Origin of the sequence: Paraburkholderia mimosarum LMG 23256 = NBRC 106338, assembly GCF_000739815.1 — a bacterium.
GTDB classification, from domain to species: domain Bacteria; phylum Pseudomonadota; class Gammaproteobacteria; order Burkholderiales; family Burkholderiaceae; genus Paraburkholderia; species Paraburkholderia mimosarum.
On record NZ_BBJJ01000246.1, the window covers coordinates 1 to 2,145 of the forward strand.

A 2,145-nucleotide genomic window follows, 5' to 3' on the forward strand; every position below is an offset into this window, starting at 1 on the left:
CCAACATATGCAATAACAACGGGCGCTGGCCTCGATGTCACGCCAGACATCCAGGTTGCCTTTCCAATGTCACGCACGCCCGTACGGCCTCGCGATATTCCAGTACGCCCAGCGTACGGGCACAGTCACGTTTGTTCATTTTGGGGTTGAGATCGATGCAACAGGGATGGGTCTTGCGATCGGTGTATCGACACTCGCCGTTGCGCTGCCCATGGCGCTTGCCGATTACTGGCGCGAAAAGGATCGTGCGAAGACACTTTGCAATCTCGGGCAGGAGTATAGGGTTGATCCGGGCGACGGCCAGAACGTCGTCTCCCGCACCGGTCAGCACGCAACGGCACGCTCCTGACGATGTGTGGAACGTGCCCGCGGCCTTGCGCACGGAGGCTCTGTCTGGCAAACGCGCCAGAGGGGCGGGGAATGCGCAGTTCAACGACTCAAAAATCACGCAGGCCCGCAGGCCCGTATACCGGGTGGTGCATTTCGGCAATTGTCTCGGGGCGGTAGGTTCCCCGGGGTACCCATGGGACAACGCGCGCCCATTCTGGGCCATCTCGCATAAGAAATAGCATGACAGCTCACTTTCAGGAAACGCTGGCAGTCGGCCAGCGGGAACTCAGCGTCCGCGCCGAGATTAACAACATGCGCGTTGCGGCGCTCTGGCAGGTGCTCCTGCCGATCGCTGGGGAGATCAGGAGCGTGAAGATATCGACTGCACAGACTCAGGATTTGGTCGACTTCGCCATTTTCGATTGACTGTATGCCGTTTGCGGCACTGTGCACGATAGTGGACAGGCTCGGAAGCATGACGTGGGTGACGAGCGCCAAGGTGACGCCGGACTGATAAGGCGATTGGCCACATGGACGAAGTGACGCAACAGACCGCCGCGCTCGTGGAACAGGCCGCTGCGGCAGCGGGCAGCATGCAGGACCAGGCGCGCCGGCTGGTCGACGAACACTTCGAGACGACGCTGCAATCGATTAACAGTTCCAATCCTTTGCGCGCCGGCTGCCGGTCGGCGCAACGAAGGCACCCCCTCTCGCTATCTGGACCGGTCTCGAATACATGCTCAACGTGAAAGCCATTGAACGCATCGGGGACCAGGTGCGACCGACGTCGCTGGCACGCTTCGCGCCGCACGCGTGAGCGTGCGGCGAGCTAGCCGAAGGGCTCAGACCGCTGAGCGCGTAAGTTGCTCCAGCGTAGCGAGATCGGTCTTCATCCCCGACGTCTCGCGAATGCGTGCCAGTATCTCGCGTTTGAGCGCGGTGAATTCGGGCGCGAGCTTCATCTCCGGATTGCGCACGGCGGGCAACGGCACGTCGTAGATCGTGTCGATGCGCCCCGGCCGCGGCGCCATCAGCACGACGCGATGGCCTAGATAGATGGCCTCTTCCACGTCGTGCGTGACGAACACGATGGTGGTCTTCTCAAGTGCGTGAACATGCAGGATCAGGTCGTGCATCACCTCGCGGGTCTGGGCGTCGAGCGCGCCGAACGGCTCGTCCATCAGCAGGATCGACGGTTTTCCCTGCAATGCACGGGCAATTGCCACTCGCTGCTGCATGCCACCCGACAACTGGTTCGGATACGCGTCGGCGACATGCGTGAGCCCCATCAAGCTCAGCAGCGCGTCCGCGCGCCCGCTCGCCACTTCCACCGCACTCGAAGTGAGATCGCGCCGGTTGGTCTTCAGCCGCCGCGAGAACTGGATGTTCTGGCGAACCGTCAGCCATGGGTACAGGCTGTAGTGCTGGAACACCATTGCGCGGTCCACGCCGGGGCCGTCGATCGCCTGACCACCGACGCGTATCGTGCCATCGTCGATCGTTTCGAGCCCGCTGAGGATGCGCAGCAAGGTGGATTTGCCGCAGCCCGACGCGCCCACCAGCGTGACGAACTCGTTCTCCCTCACGTTCAGTTCGATGTTGGCAAGCGCGCGCACCTGGTCGCTGCCGCGGCCAAAGTACTTCGATACCCGCTCGATGGAGATTTTCGGGGAAGCGTTCATCATCGTTTGGCCATCCATTTTCCAAAGCAAAGACGGTGTACGAGCCGGAATGCCTGATCGATCAGAAGGCCGATAAGCCCGATCAGCAGGATCCCACCGAAAATGCGGTCCGTCTGCAAATAGCGTTGTGCCG

Annotated in this window: 4 protein-coding genes; 3 read left to right on the forward strand and 1 reads right to left on the reverse strand. The window is 61.6% G+C overall.

Annotated elements, in window-relative coordinates; translation table 11 throughout:
- Window positions 1-166: 166 nt before the first annotated feature.
- From BMI01S_RS37060 to BMI01S_RS37070, 3 genes are all read left to right on the forward strand, one after another.
- Window positions 167-349, forward strand: a complete 183-nt coding sequence (locus BMI01S_RS37060) for a hypothetical protein (protein ID WP_028233057.1) — start codon at window positions 167-169, stop codon at window positions 347-349.
- A gap of 221 nt (window positions 350-570) precedes the next feature.
- Entirely contained in the window at window positions 571-756 is a 186-nt protein-coding gene (locus tag BMI01S_RS37065; protein WP_036047281.1) for a hypothetical protein, read from the forward strand.
- 104 nt (window positions 757-860) lie between these two features.
- Entirely contained in the window at window positions 861-1,079 is a 219-nt protein-coding gene (locus tag BMI01S_RS37070; protein WP_028233058.1) for a hypothetical protein, read from the forward strand.
- Between the two features lie 93 nt (window positions 1,080-1,172).
- On the opposite strand, the gene BMI01S_RS37075 is transcribed toward BMI01S_RS37070, so the two are convergent.
- Window positions 1,173-2,015 carry an ABC transporter ATP-binding protein gene (locus tag BMI01S_RS37075; RefSeq protein ID WP_028233059.1) on the reverse strand — a complete coding sequence of 281 codons (843 nt, stop codon included), beginning with the start codon at window positions 2,013-2,015 and terminating at the stop codon, window positions 1,173-1,175.
- Window positions 2,016-2,145: the final 130 nt, after the last annotated feature.

Coding starts and splice junctions, on each gene's coding strand:
- BMI01S_RS37065 (WP_036047281.1), top strand. CDS start 571: ATGACAGCTCACTTTCAGGAAACGCTGGCAGTCGGCCAGCGGGAACTC.
- BMI01S_RS37070 (WP_028233058.1), top strand. CDS start 861: ATGGACGAAGTGACGCAACAGACCGCCGCGCTCGTGGAACAGGCCGCT.
- BMI01S_RS37075 (WP_028233059.1), bottom strand. CDS start 2,015: ATGATGAACGCTTCCCCGAAAATCTCCATCGAGCGGGTATCGAAGTAC.
- BMI01S_RS37060 (WP_028233057.1), top strand. CDS start 167: ATGGGTCTTGCGATCGGTGTATCGACACTCGCCGTTGCGCTGCCCATG.